This is a genomic window from Serratia liquefaciens (assembly GCF_027594825.1).
Classification (GTDB): Bacteria; Pseudomonadota; Gammaproteobacteria; order Enterobacterales; family Enterobacteriaceae; genus Serratia; species Serratia liquefaciens_A.
This window is the reverse complement of sequence record NZ_CP088930.1, coordinates 3645950-3666640: the sequence shown is the minus strand read 5'-3', so window position 1 is coordinate 3666640 and position 20691 is coordinate 3645950. Positions and strand designations below refer to the sequence as shown.

Below are 20691 nucleotides of genomic sequence, written 5' to 3'. Positions count from 1 at the left end.
GCATGGGGAACTGCGGTTCCCCTTGCCGTTACTCTCAGCGGAGCCAACAAAATGGAACCCTACAATCCCCCGCAGGGCCCGATGCATATCCTGTATCAGGATGAGCACATTATCGTGGTCAACAAGCCAAGTGGCCTGCTGTCGGTGCCGGGCCGCGCGCCGGAAAACAAAGACAGCCTGATGACGCGTATTCAGGCGGATTTTCCGGCTGCCGAATCGGTGCATCGTCTGGATATGGCCACCAGCGGGGTGATTGTGGTGGCGCTGAACAAGGCGGCGGAGCGTGAGTTGAAGCGCCAGTTCCGTGAGCGCGAGCCGAAGAAGTCCTACATTGCCCGCGTATGGGGGCATCTGGCGCTGGATGAAGGCCTGGTGGATTTGCCGCTGATTTGCGACTGGCCGAATCGGCCGCTGCAGAAAGTGTGTTTCGAGACCGGCAAAGCGGCGCAAACCGAGTATCTGGTGTTGTCACGCGACGCCGACGGCAGCACGCGGGTCAAACTGATGCCGATCACTGGCCGTTCGCACCAGCTGCGCGTGCATATGCTGGCGCTGGGTCATCCGATCCTCGGTGACGGTTTCTATGCCACGCCGGAAGCCAAAGCCATGGCTCCGCGTTTACAGCTTCATGCACAAGAGCTGCGCATTACCCATCCGGCTTTCCAGACGCCGATGCACTTTCGCGCCGAGCCCGACTTCTGACTGATATATAAAGAGGGGCTCAGCGAATACCGAGCCCTCACCTCTTTTTACTTAAAGCCTTTCTCGCGTTTGATCAGGTCGTAAGCCGCCTGAATTTCCTGCGCTTTCTGCTTGGCCATTTCCATCATTTGCGGCGGCAAACCTTTCGCCACCAGCTTATCCGGATGGTGCTCGCTCATCAGCTTGCGGTAAGCACGCTTGATGGTGGTCGCGTCGTCGCTGCTGCTGACACCCAATACCTTGCAGGCGTCCTCCAGCGTGGGCCCGCGTTGCGCCTGTTGGTAACCGCCTTGCGAATAACCGCCCTGCTGACCACCGCCAAACTGGCGTCCGCCCTCCATCATGCTGAGGAACTGATCGAACTGCGCACGCGAAATGCCCAGCTCTTCGGCTATCACATACAGTACCTGACGCTCGTTAGGATGAAGTGACCCGTCGGCAAACGCCGCCTGGATCTGAATTTCCAGAAACATCCTAATCAGGTCAAAACGGCCAAAGCAGATGCTACGGAACTGCTGCAGCGTTTCTCTCAGCGGGAACTGACTCTGTTTGCCTTCACGAAACGCCTGCTGCGCCGCGGTACGGGCTTCCCCGTGCAGTTGCAAACGATCCATAAACAGGCTGGCGATCTGAATATCCGCCTCGGTAACGCGCCCTTTTGATTTGGTCAGGTGGCCCATCACCTGAAAAGTGGTGCGGAAAAACAGCGTTTGCCGCGTTTGCTGGTCGGTAAAAAAGCCCCGGCTGCGCTTGTTGCTGCGCGCAGAGTCGATCATATGACCGACAATCAGCCCCAAAACTACACCCCAGAATCCCGCGCCAGCCCAAATGGCCACGATGACCCCGAGCAGTTTTCCCCAATACTGCATATACTCCTCAATTATCATGCCGAAAGCCGACTGCTCCCTTCCGTCTTAGGTAAGGGTTAAGGCGATTTTTCTCAGGATTTGGATTATCATACCTGTCATTTATCTTTGCGCCTATCGACGACGCAAGTAAACGGCCGGATTTAACACTAGCGCAACGCAGATGAGTGATATAGTCTCTGACCGTTTGCCGGACATGACGCCTCTGATGACGGAACACCAAAACCGCGTATGAAAAAAAGTTTCCCAACACTGCTGGCCACACTGATTTGGACGGCACTCTACAGTCAGCACGCGCTGGCTGACCTGGCCGAGCAATGTATGCTTGGCGTTCCTGTTTATGACAAACCGCTGGTCAGCGGCGATCCTAACAGCCTGCCCGTCACTATTCACGCTGATGACTCCCGCGCGGACTATCCGAAAAGCGCGCTGTTCACCGGTAACGTGAATATTGAACAAGGCAACAGCACCCTGACCGCCAAACAGGTGGAATTGAACCAGACGCAGGACGCGGGGCAAACCGAACCGGTTCGCACCGTGACCGCGACGGGTGACGTGCACTACAGCGACAACCAGATCAAGCTGAAAGGCCCGAAAGCCTGGTCGAACCTGAATAATAAAGATACCGACGTTTATGAAGGCGACTACCAAATGGTAGGCCGTCAGGGACGTGGCGACGCTGACAAAATGAAGATGCGCGGCGCCAACCGTTACACCATTTTGGAAAACGGGACCTTTACCTCCTGTTTGCCGGGCGATAACAGTTGGAGCGTAGTCGGTTCCGAAGTGATCCACGACCGCGAAGAGCAGGTCGCTGAAATCTGGAACGCCCGCTTCAAAATTGGCGGCGTACCGGTATTCTACAGCCCGTACCTGCAATTGCCGGTCGGTGATAAGCGCCGTTCCGGTTTCCTGATCCCGAACGCAAAATATGGCAGCAGCAATGGCTTTGAGTTCATGCTGCCGTATTACTGGAACATTGCGCCGAACTTCGACGCCACTATCACCCCGCATTACATGTCCAAACGTGGTCTGCAGTTACAGAACGAATTCCGTTATCTGGTGCAGCCGGGGCTGGGCCTGATGGAGTTCGATTGGTTGCCGGACGACAAGGAATACAGCAAGGACAATCCTGACGACAGTAAGCGTTGGTTGTTCTACTGGAACCACAACGGCGTGATGGATCAGGTGTGGCGTTTCAATGTCGACTACACCAAGGTCAGCGACTCCAAATACTTTACCGATCTGGATTCCAAATACGGTTCGACCACCGACGGTTATGCGACGCAGAAATTCAGCGTCGGCTACGCCATTGATAACTGGGACGCGACCTTAAGCTCCAAACAGTTCCAGATCTACGACGATACCGATCGCAGCAGCTCAGACTCCTACAAAGTTCAGCCTCAGCTCGATCTGAACTACTATAAAGAGGATCTCGGCCCGTTCGACTTCCGCATTTATGGCCAGGCCGCCAAGTTTATCAGCGTCAACCCGTATAGCCCGGACGCCACCCGTCTGCATATGGAACCGACGCTGAGCCTGCCGTTGACCAACGGCTGGGGCAGTATCAATACCGAAGCCAAGCTGCTGGCGACCCATTACCAGCAGGATATTCCTGACGGTTTCGCCAACAACTACAAGAACCGTACCGGCAGCGATGCCCCCGATCTCGAAGATTCGGTCAACCGCGTGTTGCCGCAGTTCAAGGTCGACGGCAAGATGGTGTTCGATCGCCCAATGAACTGGTCCGAGGGCTATACCCAGACCCTCGAACCACGCGTACAGTACCTGTATGTCCCTTATCGCGACCAAAGCAACATCTACACCTACGACACCACGCTGCTGCAAACCGACTACTCCGGCTTGTTCCGCGACCGCACCTACAGCGGCCTGGATCGCATTGCCTCACAGAACCGCGTATCGACCGGTTTGACCTCGCGCATTTATGATGACGCGCTGGTTGAACGTTTTAACGTTTCCGTGGGTCAAATCTACTACTTCAGCCGTTCCCGTACCGGCGACAAGACGACGAATTACGACAACAATGACGACACCGGCAGCCTGGCCTGGGCCGGCGACACCTATTGGAAGATCGACGATCGTTGGGGCCTGCGTGGCGGCCTGCAGTATGATACGCGTCTCAATAGCGTCTCATTGGGTAACGCCGTGGTGGAATACCGCCAGGATTCCGAGCGCGTCTTGCAGTTGAACTACCGTTACGCTACGCCGGAGTATATTGAAACCGCACTGAACACCAGGCAGGTGCCGGCTTATCAGGATGGTATTTCGCAGGTGGGCGTCACCGGCAGTTGGCCAATCGCCGATCGCTGGGCCGTCGTGGGGGCTTATTACTACGACACCCGTGCCCAACAGTCTGCCGATCAGCTGCTCGGTCTGAAGTACAACACCTGCTGCTGGGCAGTGACCTTGGGCTACGAGCGCAAGATCACCGACTGGAACAACAGCAACAATACCAGCGTTTATGACAACAAAGTTTCATTCAACATCGAACTGCGTGGCCTGAGCAGCGATCACAGTCTGGGCTCCGCGGAAATGTTGCGTTCCGGCATACTGCCTTACCAGCGTGCATTTTGATACTTTGTAACACTTTGAAAACGAGAACTTTCACCCGCATTTGCGGATTACAGAATGGGAAAAGTATGAAGAACTGGAGAACGCTTATTCTCGGATTGGTGGTTTGTGCCAATACCGCGTTCGCAGCACCCCAAGAAGTGGATAAAGTCGCCGCCGTCGTGGATAACGGCGTGGTACTTGAGAGCGACGTAAACACCCTGTTGCAGTCGGTGAAGCTCAATGCGCAGCAGGCCGGTCAGCAATTGCCGGATGACAAGACCCTGCGTCACCAGATCCTTGAACGTCTGATTATGGATAACATCCAGCTGCAGATGGCCAAGAAAATGGGGATTAACGTCTCCGATGCCGATCTGGACAAAGCCATCGGCAACATCGCCGCGCAGAATAAAATGAGCATCGATCAGATGCGCAGTCGTCTGGCGTATGAAGGCCTGAACTACAACACTTACCGTTCACAGATCCGCAAAGAAATGCTGATCAGTGAAGTGCGCAACAACGAAGTTCGCCGCCGCGTCACCATCCTGCCTCAGGAAGTAGACTCACTGGCTACCCAGGTTGGCGCTCAGAACGGCAGCGACACCGAAATGAACATCAGCCACATCCTGATCCCGCTGCCGGAAAACCCGTCGCAGGCGCAGGTTGACGATGCTGAAGCCCTGGCTAAAAAGCTGATGGGCGAAATCAACGGCGGTGCCGACTTCGGCAAGCTGGCGATCTCCTACTCTGCCGACTCCCAGGCGCTGAAAGGCGGCAACATGGGCTGGGGCAAGCTGCAGGAAATCCCTACCCTGTTCGCCGAAAGACTGGTTAACGCCAAGAAAGGCGAAGTGGTTGGGCCAATCCGTTCCGGCGTAGGCTTCCACATCCTGAAAGTGAATGATATCCGTGGCGCCAACCAGTCTGTGTCGGTTACCGAAGTTCATGCTCGCCATATTCTGCTGAAACCTTCCGTAGTGCTGACCGACGATCAGGCGCGCGCCAAGCTGCAAGCGGTAGCCGAAGCCATCAAGAGCGGTCGCGCCAAGTTTGCTGACGAAGCCAAACAGCTTTCTCAGGATCCGGGTTCTGCACTGCAGGGCGGCGATCTGGGCTGGGCTTCTCCAGACATCTACGATCCGGCCTTCCGCGACGCGTTGATGAAGCTGAGCAAAGGCGAAGTCAGCCAACCGGTGCACTCTTCCTTCGGCTGGCACCTGATCCAGCTGCTGGATACGCGTCAGGTGGACAAAACCGATGCGGCGCAAAAAGATCGCGCTTACCGCATGCTGTTCAACCGCAAGTTTGCTGAAGAAGCGCAGACCTGGATGCAGGAACAACGTGCTCAGGCTTACGTGAAGATCCTTGACGGTAATGCACAACAATAATCGTATCGTAATCACCCCCGGCGAGCCTGCCGGGGTTGGGCCGGATTTAGTGGCAGCGCTGGCGCAACAGGATTGGCCTGTTGAACTGGTGGTGTGCGCGGATCCGGCCTTGTTGCTTGAACGCGCCCGACAGTTGAACCTGCCGCTACAGCTGCGCACCTATCAGCCACAGCACCCCGCTCAGCCACAGCGTGCGGGTACGTTGACGGTGTTGCCGGTTGCGACAGCTCATCCAGTGGTGGCCGGTGAGCTGAATGTGGGTAACAGCGCTTACGTGGTGGAAACGCTGGCGCGAGCCTGCGACGGTTGCCTAAACGGCGAGTTCGCTGCGCTGATCACCGGCCCGGTGAACAAGGGCGTGATCAACGACGCCGGAGTGCCCTTCATCGGCCATACCGAATTCTTTGCCGATCGCAGCGGTTGCGAGCGCGTGGTGATGATGTTGGCAACCGAAGAGCTGCGCGTGGCGCTGGCAACCACCCACCTGCCTTTGCTGGCGGTGCCTGGTGCCATCACTCGCCAAAGCCTGTTTGAAGTCATCCGCATTCTAGACAACGATCTGAAAACCAAATTTGGCATCGCCCAGCCGCAGATATATGTTTGCGGACTGAACCCGCATGCGGGAGAAGGCGGCCATATGGGACGCGAAGAGATAGATACCATCATCCCGGCGCTAGACGCGCTGCGTACTGAAGGTATTCATCTGATCGGCCCGCTGCCGGCGGACACCCTGTTCCAGCCCAAGTATCTGCAACATGCGGATGCGGTGCTGGCGATGTATCACGATCAGGGTCTGCCGGTGCTAAAATACCAAGGGTTCGGCCGGGCGGTAAACATTACCCTCGGTTTGCCTTTTATCCGTACCTCGGTCGACCACGGTACCGCTCTGGAACTGGCCGGCACCGGCACCGCCGATGCGGGCAGTTTCAAAACGGCCTTGAATCTCGCCATTAAAATGATAATTAATTGTAATGAATAATAAAGTCCACCAAGGGCACTTTGCCCGCAAACGCTTTGGACAGAACTTTTTAACCGATCAGTTTGTCATCGATAGCATTGTTTCCGCCATTCACCCGATGCCGGGTGAAGCCGTGGTGGAAATCGGTCCCGGCCTGGGCGCACTGACCGAGCCGGTCGGCGCACGCATGGACCGCATGACGGTGATTGAGCTCGACCGCGATCTGGCGGCTCGTCTGGCAAACCATCCGCAGCTGAAAGACAAACTGACCATTCACCAGCAAGATGCCATGACGGTGAACTTTGCCGAAATGGCCGAGCAGGCAGGCCAACCGCTGCGCGTATTTGGCAACCTGCCGTACAACATCTCGACGCCGCTGATGTTCCACCTTTTCAGCTATACTCAGGCCATTCGCGACATGCACTTTATGTTGCAAAAAGAGGTGGTCAACCGCCTGGTTGCCGGCCCTAACAGCAAAGCCTACGGGCGCTTAACCGTGATGGCGCAGTACTACTGCAACGTTATTCCGGTGCTGGAAGTGCCACCAACTTCGTTCACTCCGGCGCCGAAAGTGGATTCCGCAGTGGTACGTCTGGTACCGCACAAGGTGAATCCAAATCCGGTGGGTGACGTGCGCATGCTGAGCCGCATTACGACTCAGGCGTTCAACCAGCGCCGGAAAACTGTCCGCAATAGCCTGGGGGATTTGTTCACTCCGGAGCAACTGACGGAATTGGGTATCGATCCGATACTTAGAGCAGAAAATATTTCTGTGGCGCAATACTGTAAGCTGGCTAACTGGCTTTCAGCCAATCCCGCGCCGCAGCAATAAGGAGTAGTGATCATGATTGATTCGCCTCGCGTATGTATTCAGGTACAAAGTGTCTATGTGGAATCACAGTCGATACCTGAGGAAGAACGTTACGTCTTCGCTTATACCATCACCATTCGCAATTTGGGGCGTTTCAACGTGCAGCTGCTCGGCCGTTACTGGTTGATCACCAACAGCAATGGCCGTCAAACCGAAGTTCAGGGCGAAGGCGTGGTCGGCGAGCAGCCGCTCATTCCGCCCGGGGGCGAATTCCAATACACCAGCGGCGCCATTCTTGAAACGCCGCTGGGTACCATGGAAGGCCATTACGAAATGGTTGATCATCAGGGTCAGCCGTTCCAGACCGCTATTCCCGTGTTCCGCTTAGCCATTCCAACGCTGATTCACTGATTATGTCGACATATCTTATCGGCGACGTTCATGGCTGTTTTGATGAACTCAAGTCGCTATTGGCCCAGGTTGCCTTCGATCCCCAGCATGACCAGCTGTGGCTGACCGGTGATCTGGTGGCGCGTGGCCCCGGTTCGCTGGACGTACTGCGCTACGTGCGCTCGCTCGGGCCGGCAGTACGCATGGTGCTGGGCAATCACGATCTGCATCTGCTGGCCGTTTACGCCGGCATCAGCCGCAATAAGCCCAAAGATCGCATCACGCCGCTGCTGGAAGCCCCGGATGCCGATGAGCTGATCAACTGGCTGCGCCGCCAACCGGTGCTGCAGGTCGATGAGAAACTCAAGCTGGTGATGGCGCATGCCGGTATCACGCCGCAGTGGGACATTGAAACCGCGCAAATTTGCGCCCGCGAAGTGGAAGCCGTATTGAGCAGCGACAGCTATCCGCTGTTCCTCGACGCCATGTACGGCGACATGCCGAACAACTGGAGTCCGGAACTGAGCGGGTTGGCGCGTCTGCGTTTCAGCACCAATGCCCTGACGCGCATGCGTTACTGCTTCCCGAACGGCCAGCTAGATATGATCTGCAAAGATGCGCCAGGCACCGCGCCTGCTCCGCTGAAACCCTGGTTTGAATTGCCGCGATTGGTTGATGCCGATTACACCATTGTCTTCGGTCATTGGGCATCACTGGAAGGCAAAGGCACGCCGGCAGGCGTTATTGGCCTGGACACCGGCTGTTGCTGGGGGGGCGATCTGACCATGTTGCGCTGGGAAGATCGGCAATACTTTACCCAACCGGCCCACCGCAGCGATCTGTCCGACAGCGTTCATCAACAGGCCGCGTCATAATCCAGCCGGGGCGGTCAATGCCGCCCCGCTGTTTTCTTCTTAAGCCCCAATCACTCCACCGTCTTCACGCGTAATCATCAATACGGATGAACGCGGACGCGGGCTATTGTTCGGGAAATGAGAGTCACCTTCTTCACCCGGGTGCTGTACGTTGACGAACATCGTCTTGTAATCGGGAGTAAAGGTAATGCCGGTCAATTCGCATGACTTTGGCCCAACCATAAAGCGACGAATTTCGCCGCTTTGCGGATCGCCCACCAGCATTTGGTTGTTGCCCTGCCCGGCATAGTCGCCCTTGTTGCTGTATTTACCGTCGGTGAGGATCCACAGGCGACCGGTCTTATCAAAGCCCAGTCCGTCCGGACTGTTGAAAGTATTGTCGGCCGTGATATTTGGCGTACCGCGATTCACGCCTTCCGGATGGGCAATCGGGTTACCGCACAGCGCGTAAATATCCCAGTTGAACGACGCCGCCGTGGCATCACCGCCTTCATCCCAACGGATAATCTGGCCGTAGACATTGTTCGGACGCGGGTTAGCGGCATTCAACGGCATGCCTTCTTCACCCCGTTTGCTGTTGTTGGTCAGCGTGCAGTAGGCGCGCCCATCATGCGGGTTGACGGCAATCCATTCCGGCCGGTCCATTTTGGTCGCCCCCACCTGCGCCGCAGCCTTGCGGGCGAAGATCAACACTTCCGCCTCATCGCGGAAGCCATTTTCCGGCGTCAGGCCATTTTTACCGAACTCCAGCGCTATCCAGCGCCCGGTACCTTTCAGCGGTGTGCCGCCGGCATCCCCGTCAAACTGCGCCACATACAAAGTGCCTTCATCCAGCAGGCTGCGGTTGTTGGCCGGGTTAGCCACGTCAACCACGCCTTTGGAGACGTATTTATAGATGTGCTCACCACGCTCATCGTCACCCATATAGACCACCAGGCGACCATCCTTGGCGACGGTTACCGCCGCATTTTCATGTTTGAAGCGACCCAGCGCGGTATGCTTGATTGGCGTTGAGGCAGGATTCATCGGATCGATTTCGACGATCCAGCCATGTCGATTGAATTCATTAGGGTTCTTCGCCACGTCAAAGCGCTCGTCGAAATCCGGCCAGTTACGCTCAGGTTCGCTGACTTTCAACGTATAGCGTTTCTGGTCCGCCGTGGTCTTGTAGTCGGCCTGGTGAGTGCCGAAATAGGTATCGAAATTCTCTTCGCAGGTCAGGTAAGTGCCCCAGGGGGTTTTCCCATTGGCGCAGTTGCCGAAGGTACCCAACACCTTGCGACCGCTAGGATCCGCCGCCGTTTGCAGCAGCGCGTGTCCGGCAGCCGGGCCACTGAACTGCATCTCGGTGTTGGCGGTGATCCGGCGGTTGTAACGCGATGGGCGCTCAACTTCCCAGCGTTGGCTATCACCCACACGGCGTACCGCTACAATAGAAACGCCATGGGCAGCCTGTGACTTGCGTACGTCTTCAAGACTGGTGGCTTTGCTGCCGCCGTGGGCAAACAGGTACTGTTCGTTGACGTATTCGTTGTTGATGGCCATCACGCCGTGGTTGTCATCAATCGGGAAGAAGCTCATGCCGTCATTATTATCGCCGAATTGCTTTTCCTGATCGGCGGCGCTGTTGTTGCCCTGTGGGTCGAAAGCGGCAGCCCCCTCGACCAGCGGCTCACCCCAGGAGATCAGCACCTCGGCGCGATACCCTGGCGCGATTGCCACCTCATCGGCGGTGGAAGCGGCAATCCCTTTAAAGCCCAGCAGCTTGTTCGGTGGCAAATCTTCCGCCAGAGCCTGAGCGGAAACCGTCCAAATACCGCCCCCGAGGAAACCGGCCAGGCCAACGGCACCGGCGCTGCCCAGCAACAGTTTACGGCGAGTGGGATCGGTCAGGCGATCGGCATCTAATTGCTCAATTTTGGTCGTCATGGGTCTATTTCCTTTTTAATATGGCGCCACGATCGAGATTCACCAGAGTTGCCGGGGCGCTCAGAGTTGGGCTTCATACTAATCAGGAAGTGTGACGAAAATGTTACAACAAAAAGTCAGAGACAGGCGGAGCGTAAAAAGACGAAGGCGCAATCACTTGCGCCCTCAGAAGGATAGGGTTAATCAGCGGCCATTAACGGCGTTCTAGGATCTCGAAGCAATAGCTGTGAGAATTCAACTCGTCGGCATCGTGGAACTCGCTGAACGAGGTTTCCCATTCGTCCGGCTCATAGTCTGGGAAATGGGTGTCACCACCGACTTCGGCATCGATATGCGTCAGGTACATACGGTTAGCGCGTGCCAGGAACTGGGTATAAATACGCCCGCCGCCCATCACCATCACTTCTTCCACATCACCGGCTGCGGCCAGCGCTTCGTCCAGCGAAGTCGCCCAGGTCACCCCAGCGTCAGTGCCAGGACGGCTGCTTAAAACGATGTTATGGCGGCCCGGTAACGGACGACCAATAGACTCGAAAGTTTTACGGCCCATAATAACCGGTTTATTCAGCGTGTTACGTTTAAACCACGCGAGGTCCGCCGGCAGGTGCCAAGGCATGGCGTTTTCCATGCCAATAACGCGATCCGCCGCCAAGGCAGCGATCAGGCTGATAATCATTGTTAAACCCTGTGTAGGCAGCAAAATTGCTCACACTATACGTAAAGCCCCAACGGTCGTCGATAGGCTAATCAAGCAATATGAATATATAAGATAGCTCTTATCAGTATATCTAATACCCAACAATTTTTGGCCCATGCTCCTTAAACGCCGGGACGTTTGCGGTATAACCACAGCCCAGGCAATGACAGCCCAATCGATAATGCCCCCACGATAAAGCAGGCCTTGAGGAAGTTGGTCATCATGGTGGCCATCAACGCCTCGCTGTAACCCAGATGCGAAATCTCCACCACGCTGATCATCGCGGTATAGGCGGAGATACCGGGGAACATCGGGATCACTGCAGCCACGGTAAACACCTTCGGATGCGCCAGCAACCAGCGCGACCAATAAATACCGATGATGCCAATCAGGATCGCCGCCAGCAGCGATGACCATTCAATGTTCATCCCCACATGCATCATCAGCATGCGGGAGCCGTGGCCAATTGCCCCCAACAGCGCACAATAGCGCAGAGCGCGAAGCGGCACGTTGAACACCATGGCGAAACCCAACGCCGGCACCGCCGCCAGCAGCATATCTTGCAATAAGGCCCAGAGCAGACTCATGACCACCCCCGCAGATCCCAAAGCGACATCGCCATCACCACGCCGATACAGGTGGCCAGCGTCAGCAGGCTGGCCATAGCCCAGCGTGCCAGCCCGGTATTGACGTGCCCCTTGAACATGTCGGCCACTGCGTTAATCAGTGGGAAACCGGGTACCAGCAGCAATACGCTGGCGGCCATCGCCACGGTGGAAGTTTCGTTAAACACCGGCAGCCGCAGCAGCAGCCCGGAAACCGAGGTCGCGACAAAGGCCGTCAGGCAAAAGTTGATCAAGGGATTCATGTGGCGCGCGGTCAGCACCTGACGCACCGTCATCGCCAGACCGCTGGCAATAAAGGTGACGGCAAAGGCCTTTTGATCGCCCCCGTTCAGCACGCTGAAACAACCGCATGACAGCGCCACCATCAATACCACCAGCCAGCGTGGATAACGCAACGGGCGGATCTTGTCGAAGCGCCGGGCAACGTCATGCACATCCGCCAGCCGATGCTCCGCCAAAATAACGATGTGCTGCACCTCCGTCACCATCTGCATATTGATACCGCGATCGACGTTCTTGCGCGTAGTAGTCAGACACTCACCGTTGCTGATGGTCGTCAGCACTACCGCATTGGCCGAGATTGAACTTTCAACGCTGTCCATCCCCAGCGCTATCCCCAAACGGGTCGATAACTGCTCAACCACCGTGCTCTCGGCGCCGTGCTGCAGCAACAGCAAAGCGCACTGAATGCACAGGCGGGTAATTTCACGCTGCTGCCGCTGCGCTTCCGGCAGATCTATGTGGGTTGTCTGATGCATGAGGCTCCGTCGTGATCCCTGAGTGAATATTCATCATATTGCCAAACATTACCTCATTTGGTTGATGCGTATCAGGGGACGTGGCGTTATTATCGCCTCCATTACGCCTTTTGTGCAGAGAGTCAAATCATGCTTGAAACTTCGCTGTTCGTCGCCGGCATCGCCACCCTGGGTATGCTGTCACCCGGCCCGGACTTTTTCCTGGTGATCAAGAACGCCGCCCGCTACCCGCGTCTGGCCGCGATGATGACGGCTTTCGGCGTGATCTGCGGCGTCGCCACTCACATGTCTTACTGCGTCGCCGGGCTGGCGGTAGTGATCACCACCACGCCATGGCTGTTCAACGTGCTGAAATACGCCGGTGCCGTCTACCTGATTTGGGTCGGCATTCAGGCGCTGCTGTCGCGCAGCGGCAGTAAGATGAACGTCAGTAACCTGCCGCAGCAGCAAACAAGCCTGAAAAGCGCCTTCGTACAGGGCTACCTGTGTAACCTGCTAAATCCGAAAGCTACGCTGTTCTTCCTCGCGGTGTTCACTCAGGTGCTGCAAATCGACTCAGGGTTGGGCGAAAAACTGTGGTATGCGGGGATTATCCTTGGCCTGTCTGCACTCTGGTGGCCGGTTCTGGTGTTCCTGATCCAAAGCGGACCGGTGCGTCGTGGCCTGGAGAAAACGCAAAAGGTGGTGGATAAGCTGCTGGGCGGGATGCTGATTGCTCTGGGTATCAAGGTGGCGCTGAGTTAATTCGCGCCATCGTGGGCGCAGCCCGGCGGCTGCGCCCATTAGGCTTATCCCTTGGCTTCCACCACTTCAGCTTCCGGCGCTTTGCCATCAATACTGCCACGCCACCCACTCTGCGGTACCCGCGCCAACCGATCCTGATCCTGTTCGATGGCGGCACTGAGCATTTCTTTCGCCCGCTGCAGGCTGGCAACGCGGAATTCGGTATCCTGATAATTATCCAGCGTGTCCTCCAGCATTTTCAGGTTATAGCGGCGGAAAGTATCCGCTTTTTCCCGCGCCTCGTAGGCGTCCAGCCCCAGCAACTCCAGCGTCTCACGACCAATGCGCAACGAACTTTCAAAGGTTTCACGCTCCGGCTTTTCCACGCCTAACTGACGCAGCTGATACCAGTGATCGACATCACGCGCGCGCGCTACCACTTTCAGGTGCGGGAAGTGCCGTTTGGCCAACTCGGTCAGTTGCAGGTTAGCCTCCACGTCGTCGATGGCGTTAATCAACACCTTGGCGTGCTCGGCCCCAGCGGCCTCCAGCAGATCGGCGCGGGTGGCATCACCATAAAACACCTTGGTATCGAACTTGCGCAGCGTTTCAATATGGTCAGGATCGTGATCCAACACCACGGTATGTACGCCATTGGCCAACAGTAAACGGCCGGCGATCTGACCGAAACGACCAAACCCGGCGATGATCACGCTGGCGTTCTCTTCATCAATCACATCCGCCGGACGTTCGTCTTTCGGCGCATTTTTCTCGAGCCGTGTTGCCACCACCAATAGCAGCGGCGTCGCCGCCATCGACAGGGCAACCGCCAGCGTCAAGGATTTGGCCCAGTCTGGCGGCAATACTCCGGCCAGTTGAGCGGCGCCGAAGATCACGAAAGCAAACTCACTGCCCTGGCCCAGCAGGATCGCGAACATGCCACGTTGGCGCTTCGGTACCCCAAGCCAGGGGCCAATCAGCCACAGCAACGCCGCCTTGATCAGCATAAAGCCCAACAGCAGCGAGGCGATCAGCAGCGGGTGATGGAACAAGGTGCCAAAGTCGATCGACATGCCAACGCCGATAAAGAACAGCCCGAGCAGCAGCCCCTTGAACGGTTGAATATCGCTTTCCAGCGCATGGCGGTATTCCGAGCTCGCCAGCAGCACCCCGGCGAGAAAGGCGCCCATCGCCATCGACAGCCCGGCCATTTCCAGCAGAATGCCAAAGCCGAACACCAGGAACAGCGCCACGGCGCTGAAAACCTCACGCATGCCCGATCGCGCGACAAAATGCAGCAGCGGCCGGGTCACATAGCGCCCCAGCAGTACCACTATTGCCAGCGCACCCACCACTTTGGCCGCTGACAGGGAAAACGCCGCTAACGTAGTAGTGGCACCGCTGCTGGCCAGCAGCGGGATCATCGCCACCAGGGGGATCGCCGCGATATCCTGGAACAGCAGTGCCGCAAACGCACTGCGGCCAATCGGCGACGGCGTCAGGTTTCGCTCGCTCATCGCCTGCATGGCGATGGCGGTGGATGACAACGCCAGCGTCAGGCCAATCAGCAGCGCCACCTTCCAGTTCAACCCGAGGAAATAGCAAAAGGCGCTCAGTGCCAGTCCGCATGCCGCCATCTGAATAATGCCGCCGCCAAACACCGAGGCGCGTAGCGTCCACAGCCGTTTTGGATCCAACTCCAGGCCGATGATAAACAGCATCAGCACCACGCCAATCTCGGCAAAGGTGAGGATCGATTCGGCATCGGAAACCAGCTTCAGCCCCCAGGGACCAATAATGCAGCCGGCAATCAGGTAGCCCAATACCGAGCCTAGCCCGAGCCGCACCGCAATCGGCACAAACAACGCGGCCGATCCCAAATAGATCAGCCCCTCAATCATCATCTGGTGATTATCCATGCTCAACTCCCTGTTCGGCGGGCTCGCTGTGTTCCATCAGATAGGCCACCAGCCGCCGGCGATAGGCTTCCCCAGCGGCAATCAGCGCCGGTTCATTGCAGGTAAAGGTGTTATGCACGGCAAAATACGGTTGCCAATGCATACCGCAATACAGCGCCGTCGCCTGCAGCGGCTGCCCCAGAGCAGCGAAGTTGGGGTAATCGCCCAGCTCGAAATGGTGTTCATCGCCACCGCTGGTCACTGCCCACAGCACATCCTTGCCCACCAGGGCATTGCCTTCATGGCCATAGGCCCAGCCGTGCTCCAGCACCTTATCGATCCACAATTTCAGCAGCGGCGGTTGGCTGTACCATTGCATCGGATGTTGCAGCACCACCAGATCGGCGCGCTCCAGTGCCCGCTGTTCAGCGTTGATATCGATGTTGAAGTCGGGATACAGCTCATACAGCGAGCGCACCTCCACCTCGGGAATATCCTTCACGGCCTGCAGCAGGCGGTGATTGGCATGCGAATGCCGGGGATAGGGATGGGCGTAAATAATCAGAATCATTGTTGTCGTCGTTCCTTCGTTCCATGCCAATACATCAAGCATATACCAATCGCACAGGGTGACAGTTTGCTGAATGATTGATAGCGGAAATTTCTAATTCACGACAACAAATTCACTGAACAAGTTAAAAAATAAGGGCGCTGCAATAGCAGCGCCCTGGAGCTTACGGCATCATCGAATTACTTGGTGATACGCGCATGCAACTCCTGCACCGATGTCACCTGTTCGGTCGGATCCGCTTTTAGCGCCATCGCGGTGGCAAAGCCGCCGTTCAGGGTCGTATCGTAATGCACCTTGTACTGCAATGCGCTACGACGGATCAGCTTGGAGTCCTCAATCGCCTGGCGACCGGCGGTGGTGTTGACGATGTAGGTGTACTCGCCATTCTTGATACGGTCCTGAATGTGCGGACGGCCTTCATGCACCTTGTTGACCAGGCGTGGGTTAATCCCCGCCTCGCCCAGCACCACGGCAGTACCGTGAGTGGCATCCAGCTCGAAGCCCTGTTTCAGCAGGCTTGCCGCCAGATCCACCACCCGGGCCTTATCGCCCTCACGCACCGACAGCAACGCACGGCCCTGTTTTTTCATGCCTGACTGGCTGCCGAGCATCGCCTTGGAGAAGGCCTCGGCGAAGGTACGGCCCACGCCCATCACTTCCCCGGTAGAGCGCATTTCCGGCCCTAAAATCGGGTCGACGCCTGGGAACTTGTTGAACGGCAGCACCACTTCTTTTACCGAGTAGTAAGGCGGGATGACTTCTTCCGTCACGCCCTGCTCAGCCAGGGTTTTGCCTGCCATCACGCGCGCGGCCACTTTGGCCAACGGCACGCCGGTAGCCTTGGAAACAAACGGCACGGTACGCGCGGCACGTGGGTTGACTTCAATCAGGTAAACTTCATTGTTCTTCACGGCGAACTGCACGTTCATCAAGCCGCGCACCTGCAGTTCAAACGCCAGTTTCTCAACCTGCTGGCGCATCACGTCCTGAATTTCCTTGCTCAGGGTGTAGGCCGGCAGTGAACAAGCCGAGTCACCGGAGTGCACGCCCGCCTGTTCAATGTGTTCCATGATGCCGCCAATCAGCACCCGCTCGCCGTCGCAGATGGCGTCGACGTCGACTTCTACCGCGTCATCCAGGAAGCGATCCAGCAGCACCGGGGCGTCGTTGGAAACGCTGACTGCGTTTTGGAAGTAACGGCGCAGGTCGATTTCGTCGTAAACGATCTCCATCGCCCGACCGCCCAGCACATAGGAAGGACGTACCACCAGCGGATAACCGATTCCGGCCGCTTTCTCTACCGCCTGCTCAATGGTTGCCACGGTGGCGTTGGCCGGCTGTTTCAGGCCCAGACGGTGTACCGCCTGCTGGAAACGCTCACGGTCTTCGGCGCGGTCAATCGCGTCCGGGCTGGTGCCGATAATAGGGACACCTGCGGCTTCCAGTTCACGCGCCAATTTCAGCGGCGTCTGGCCACCGTATTGCACGATCACGCCTTTCGGCTTCTCGATGCGCACGATTTCCAGCACGTCTTCCAGCGTTACCGGCTCGAAGTACAGACGGTCGGAGGTGTCGTAGTCGGTAGACACGGTTTCTGGGTTACAGTTGACCATGATGGTCTCGTAACCGTCTTCGCGCAGTGCCAGCGAGGCATGCACGCAGCAGTAATCGAATTCGATACCCTGGCCGATACGGTTTGGCCCGCCGCCCAGCACCATCACTTTCGGACGGTCGTTGGTCGGGTTGGACTCGCACTCTTCTTCATAGGTGGAGTACATGTAAGCGGTGTCGGTGGCGAATTCCGCCGCGCAGGTGTCCACACGCTTGTAAACCGGGTGCAGGCCATAGCCGTGACGCAGCTTGCGGATTTCGCTTTCTGCGACGCCGGCCAAGGTGGCCAGACGCGCATCGGCGAAGCCTTTGCGCTTCAGGGTGCGCAGGAACTCTTTCGTCAGGCCGTTGATGCCGGTACCGGCAACCTGCTCTTCCAGACGCACCAGCTCTTCAATCTGCACCAGGAACCAGCGGTCAACATTGGTCAGGTTGAAGACGCCGTCAACGGACAGGCCGGCGCGGAAGGCGTCAGCGATGTACCAGATGCGGTCAGAACCAGCGTCTTTCAGCTCGCGACGGATTTTGGTCAGCGCTTCCGGATCATCCAGGCTCACTTTAGGGTCAAAACCGGTGGCGCCCACTTCCAGCCCGCGCAACGCTTTCTGCAGCGACTCTTGTTGGGTGCGGCCAATTGCCATCACTTCGCCGACGGATTTCATCTGGGTGGTCAGACGGTCGTTGGCACCGGCAAATTTCTCGAAGTTAAAACGAGGGATCTTGGTCACGACGTAGTCGATGGACGGTTCAAACGAAGCCGGCGTACGGCCACCGGTAATGTCGTTCATCAGCTCGTCGAGGGTATAACCCACCGCCAGCTTGGCGGCGATTTTGGCAATCGGGAAGCCGGTGGCTTTTGACGCCAGCGCCGAAGAGCGGGATACGCGTGGGTTCATTTCGATGACGATCAAACGGCCGGTTTTCGGGTTGACCGAGAACTGCACGTTGGAACCGCCGGTTTCCACGCCGATTTCACGCAGTACCGCCATCGAGGCGTTACGCATGATTTGGTATTCTTTGTCGGTCAGGGTTTGCGCCGGTGCTACGGTGATGGAGTCGCCGGTATGGATCCCCATGGCATCGAAGTTTTCGATCGAACAGACGATGATGCAGTTATCGTTCTTATCGCGCACCACCTCCATCTCGTACTCTTTCCAGCCGATCAGCGACTCGTCAATCAGCAGCTCTTTGGTTGGCGACAGGTCCAGACCACGCTCGCAGATCTCTTCGAACTCTTCGCGGTTGTAGGCGATGCCGCCACCGGTGCCGCCCATGGTAAAGGAAGGACGGATGATGCATGGGAAACCGACGTCAGCGGCCACCGCCAGCGCTTCTTCCATATTGTGCGCAATGCCGGAGCGCGCGGTGTCCAGGCCGATTTTTTTCATCGCCACGTCGAAGCGACGACGGTCTTCCGCTTTGTCGATCGCGTCAGCAGTAGCGCCAATCATGGTCACGCCGAACTCGGCCAGCACGCCCTGACGTTCCAGCTCCAGCGCGCAGTTCAGTGCGGTCTGGCCGCCCATGGTCGGCAGCACGGCATCCGGACGCTCTTTTTCGATGATTTTGCGCACCACTTCCCAGTGGATTGGCTCGATGTAGGTTGCATCCGCCATTTCCGGGTCGGTCATGATGGTGGCCGGGTTGGAGTTGACCAGAATGACGCGGTAACCTTCTTCGCGCAGCGCTTTACACGCCTGGGCACCCGAGTAGTCGAACTCACACGCCTGGCCGATAACAATCGGGCCAGCGCCGAGGATCAGGATGCTTTTTATGTCTGTACGTTTTGGCATTTTTTACTGCTCCTGATTATTTGGCGTTAGAACGGTAAGTCTCGATCAGTTCGATAAAGTGATCGAACAGCGGCGCGGCGTCGTGTGGGCCCGGGCTGGCTTCAGGGTGGCCCTGGAAGCTGAACGCTGCTTTATCGGTGCGGTGGATGCCCTGCACCGTGTGGTCAAACAAGGATTTGTGCGTGACGCGCAGTTCGGCCGGCAGATTGTTTTCGTCTACCGCAAAACCATGGTTCTGCGCGGTGATCATGACGCAGTCGTTATCCAGATCTTTTACCGGGTGGTTACCGCCGTGGTGACCTAGCTTCATCTTCACGGTTTTCGCGCCGCTGGCCAAAGCCAGCAACTGGTGGCCGAGGCAGATGCCAAACACCGGAATGTCGGTTGTCAGGAACTGCTTGATGGCGGCGATGGCGTAATCGCATGGCTCCGGGTCACCTGGGCCGTTGGACAGGAAAATACCGTCCGGATTCATTTTCAAGACTTCATCCGCCGGGGTCTGCGCCGGCACCACCGTCAGGCGGCAGCCGCGATCCACCAGCATACGCAGAATGTTGCGCTTGGCGCCGAAGTCATAGGCCACCACGTGGAACGGCAGCTCAGAGGCCGGTTTGGCTTCCGGCAGTTCGCCTTCAAGCGTCCAGCTGCCCTGCTGCCAGCTGTAGGCTTCCTGGGTGGTGACTTCTTTCGCCAGGTCCATGCCTTTCAAACCCGGGAAGGCTTTGGCCTTCGCTAACGCCAATGCGGCATCCGGCGTGTCGGCGGCGATGATGCAGCCGTTCTGTGCCCCTTTCTCGCGCAGCAGACGGGTCAGCTTGCGGGTATCGATATCGGCAATCGCCACGATGTTGTGACGCTTCAGGTAGTCAGACAGGCCTTCTTCGTTGCGGTAGTTGCTGGCAATCAGTGGGAGGTCGCGAATGACGAGGCCTTGGGCGTGTACAGCGGAGGATTCTTCGTCGGAAGCATTGGTGCCGACATTGCCGATATGAGGATAAGTAAGAGTAACGATCTGGCGGGAGTAGGAAGGATCAGTGAGGATTTCTTGATAACCGGTCATCGACGTATTGAAGACCACTTCCCCCACTGCCGTACCCTCTGCCCCGATGGCCCGACCGTGGAATTGGGTTCCGTCTTCGAGAACCAATAGCGCTGACTTAATCAAAACACCCTCCAGGAATAATCAATCACAATATTTGCATATTAATTCAGATATCGAGATCTAAATCAATGCAAAAACCGCCCTCAAGGTCAATTTTTGGCAAATTGGGCGCATTTTAATGATGAGTGCTCCGCTTGTCTACCCAAAGCGCCATTTTTTCTCTTATTTTTGCACTTCTCGGCGTTTAATGAGGTTAGTAGCCATAAAAACACGTCTAAACTCGGGTGAGTAAACGGTTGCGAGCGCTAAAGACAGAAAATCACCATTCTGCAGGCATTTTTACGAGCGAGGGATACGTCAGAAGGGACAAAAGCACCACAAAGCAAAAGTTAACTATCGAAAATAAAGGAAAACCAATAAAA

At 56.9% G+C, this 20691-nt stretch carries 17 protein-coding genes; 8 read left to right on the top strand and 9 right to left on the bottom strand.

What is annotated here, in order from left to right; translation table 11 throughout:
• The first annotated feature begins 51 nt into the window (after positions 1 to 51).
• Positions 52 to 702, top strand: a complete 651-nt coding sequence (rluA, locus tag LQ945_RS16765) for a bifunctional tRNA pseudouridine(32) synthase/23S rRNA pseudouridine(746) synthase RluA (protein ID WP_270101277.1) — start codon at positions 52 to 54, stop codon at positions 700 to 702.
• Between the two features lie 47 nt (positions 703 to 749).
• Here the strand turns inward: rluA and djlA are convergent, their stop codons facing one another.
• Positions 750 to 1571 (bottom strand): co-chaperone DjlA, encoded by an 822-nt coding sequence (gene djlA, locus LQ945_RS16760; protein ID WP_020825180.1) that lies wholly within the window; start codon positions 1569 to 1571, stop codon positions 750 to 752.
• A 228-nt stretch (positions 1572 to 1799) separates the two neighbouring features.
• Here djlA and lptD point away from each other — a divergent pair, with 228 nt between their 5' ends.
• The 6 genes from lptD (at position 1800) to apaH (ending at position 8561) form a co-directional block, all read left to right on the top strand.
• Positions 1800 to 4163 carry an LPS assembly protein LptD gene (lptD, locus tag LQ945_RS16755; RefSeq protein ID WP_270101276.1) on the top strand — a complete coding sequence of 788 codons (2364 nt, stop codon included), beginning with the start codon at positions 1800 to 1802 and terminating at the stop codon, positions 4161 to 4163.
• 65 nt (positions 4164 to 4228) lie between these two features.
• On the top strand, positions 4229 to 5527 hold the full coding sequence (surA, locus tag LQ945_RS16750; RefSeq protein WP_182820658.1) for a peptidylprolyl isomerase SurA: 1299 nt from the start codon (positions 4229 to 4231) through the stop codon (positions 5525 to 5527).
• Positions 5514 to 6506, top strand: coding sequence for a 4-hydroxythreonine-4-phosphate dehydrogenase PdxA (gene pdxA / locus LQ945_RS16745; protein ID WP_044554147.1), 993 nt, complete (start codon positions 5514 to 5516; stop codon positions 6504 to 6506). The genes surA and pdxA overlap by 14 nt, the downstream gene beginning before the upstream one ends.
• Positions 6499 to 7317: a 16S rRNA (adenine(1518)-N(6)/adenine(1519)-N(6))-dimethyltransferase RsmA gene (gene rsmA / locus LQ945_RS16740; protein ID WP_262240587.1), complete on the top strand. Its 819-nt coding sequence runs from the start codon at positions 6499 to 6501 to the stop codon at positions 7315 to 7317. The genes pdxA and rsmA overlap by 8 nt, the downstream gene beginning before the upstream one ends.
• 12 nt (positions 7318 to 7329) lie before the next feature.
• Positions 7330 to 7707: a Co2+/Mg2+ efflux protein ApaG gene (gene apaG / locus LQ945_RS16735; protein WP_012005174.1), complete on the top strand. Its 378-nt coding sequence runs from the start codon at positions 7330 to 7332 to the stop codon at positions 7705 to 7707.
• Positions 7708 to 7709: 2 nt separating this feature from the next.
• Positions 7710 to 8561: a bis(5'-nucleosyl)-tetraphosphatase (symmetrical) ApaH gene (gene apaH / locus LQ945_RS16730; RefSeq protein ID WP_270101275.1), complete on the top strand. Its 852-nt coding sequence runs from the start codon at positions 7710 to 7712 to the stop codon at positions 8559 to 8561.
• 39 nt (positions 8562 to 8600) lie between these two features.
• Here the strand turns inward: apaH and LQ945_RS16725 are convergent, their stop codons facing one another.
• The 4 genes from LQ945_RS16725 to LQ945_RS16710 form a co-directional block, all read right to left on the bottom strand.
• Complete coding sequence (locus tag LQ945_RS16725; RefSeq protein ID WP_270101274.1) at positions 8601 to 10490, bottom strand: PhoX family protein; 1890 nt, start codon at positions 10488 to 10490, stop codon at positions 8601 to 8603.
• Positions 10491 to 10683: 193 nt separating this feature from the next.
• Positions 10684 to 11166: a type 3 dihydrofolate reductase gene (gene folA, locus LQ945_RS16720; protein WP_020825173.1), complete on the bottom strand. Its 483-nt coding sequence runs from the start codon at positions 11164 to 11166 to the stop codon at positions 10684 to 10686.
• Positions 11167 to 11309: 143 nt separating this feature from the next.
• Positions 11310 to 11774, bottom strand: a complete 465-nt coding sequence (locus LQ945_RS16715) for a threonine/serine exporter (protein WP_020825172.1) — start codon at positions 11772 to 11774, stop codon at positions 11310 to 11312.
• The gene (locus LQ945_RS16710) at positions 11771 to 12571 is read right to left on the bottom strand and encodes a threonine/serine ThrE exporter family protein (RefSeq protein ID WP_044554143.1); all 801 of its coding nucleotides are present in this window, start codon (positions 12569 to 12571) and stop codon (positions 11771 to 11773) included. Before LQ945_RS16710 ends, LQ945_RS16715 begins: the two co-directional genes overlap by 4 nt.
• 129 nt (positions 12572 to 12700) lie before the next feature.
• Here LQ945_RS16710 and LQ945_RS16705 point away from each other — a divergent pair, with 129 nt between their 5' ends.
• Positions 12701 to 13315 (top strand): LysE family translocator, encoded by a 615-nt coding sequence (locus tag LQ945_RS16705; RefSeq protein WP_270101273.1) that lies wholly within the window; start codon positions 12701 to 12703, stop codon positions 13313 to 13315.
• 44 nt (positions 13316 to 13359) lie between these two features.
• On the opposite strand, the gene kefC is transcribed toward LQ945_RS16705, so the two are convergent.
• The 4 genes from kefC to carA all read right to left on the bottom strand — a co-directional run bounded on the left by kefC (position 13360) and on the right by carA (position 20332).
• A complete protein-coding gene (gene kefC, locus LQ945_RS16700) occupies positions 13360 to 15213 on the bottom strand; it encodes a glutathione-regulated potassium-efflux system protein KefC (RefSeq protein ID WP_270101272.1) in 1854 nt (617 codons plus the stop codon).
• Entirely contained in the window at positions 15206 to 15763 is a 558-nt protein-coding gene (kefF, locus tag LQ945_RS16695) for a glutathione-regulated potassium-efflux system oxidoreductase KefF (protein WP_044554140.1), read from the bottom strand. Before kefF ends, kefC begins: the two co-directional genes overlap by 8 nt.
• Before the next feature lie 179 nt (positions 15764 to 15942).
• A complete protein-coding gene (gene carB / locus LQ945_RS16690) occupies positions 15943 to 19167 on the bottom strand; it encodes a carbamoyl-phosphate synthase large subunit (protein WP_020825167.1) in 3225 nt (1074 codons plus the stop codon).
• Between the two features lie 16 nt (positions 19168 to 19183).
• Complete coding sequence (carA, locus tag LQ945_RS16685) at positions 19184 to 20332, bottom strand: glutamine-hydrolyzing carbamoyl-phosphate synthase small subunit (protein ID WP_270101271.1); 1149 nt, start codon at positions 20330 to 20332, stop codon at positions 19184 to 19186.
• Between the last annotated feature and the right edge of the window lie 359 nt (positions 20333 to 20691).